General features: G+C 54.1%; 1 protein-coding gene. It reads right to left on the bottom strand.

Features of this window, described 5'->3' with window-relative positions; translation table 11 throughout:
* Positions 1 to 649, bottom strand: a 649-nt coding sequence (locus VZP09_RS25000; RefSeq protein WP_442910130.1) for an IS6-like element IS26 family transposase, incomplete at both ends; no start/stop codon positions are given.

The following is a 649-nucleotide window of genomic DNA, read 5'->3' as shown; positions in this document are numbered from 1 at the left end:
GCGCATTTCGCCCAGGGGATCACCATAATAAAATGCTGAGGCCTGGCCTTTGCGTAGTGCACGCATCACCTCAATACCTTTGATGGTGGCGTAAGCCGTCTTCATGGATTTAAATCCCAGCGTGGCGCCGATTATCCGTTTCAGTTTGCCATGATCGCATTCAATCACGTTGTTCCGGTACTTAATCTGTCGGTGTTCAACGTCAGACGGGCACCGGCCTTCGCGTTTGAGCAGAGCAAGCGCGCGACCATAGGCGGGCGCTTTATCCGTGTTGATGAATCGCGGGATCTGCCACTTCTTCACGTTGTTGAGGATTTTACCCAGAAACCGGTATGCAGCTTTGCTGTTACGACGGGAGGAGAGATAAAAATCGACAGTGNGGCCCCGGCTGTCGACGGCCCGGTACAGATACGCCCAGCGGCCATTGACCTTCACGTAGGTTTCATCCATGTGCCACGGGCAAAGATCGGAAGGGTTACGCCAGTACCAGCGCAGCCGTTTTTCCATTTCAGGCGCATAACGCTGAACCCAGCGGTAAATCGTGGAGTGATCGACATTCACTCCNCGTTCAGCNAGCATCTCCTGCAGCTCACGGTAACTGATGCCGTATTTGCAGTANCAGCGTACGGCCCACAGNANGATNTNACGC

The sequence above is a fragment of the Klebsiella sp. EMBS2024 genome, from assembly GCF_036233805.1.
Lineage (GTDB): Bacteria > Pseudomonadota > Gammaproteobacteria > Enterobacterales > Enterobacteriaceae > Klebsiella > Klebsiella pneumoniae.
This window is presented reverse-complemented; position numbering and strand designations above follow the sequence as displayed.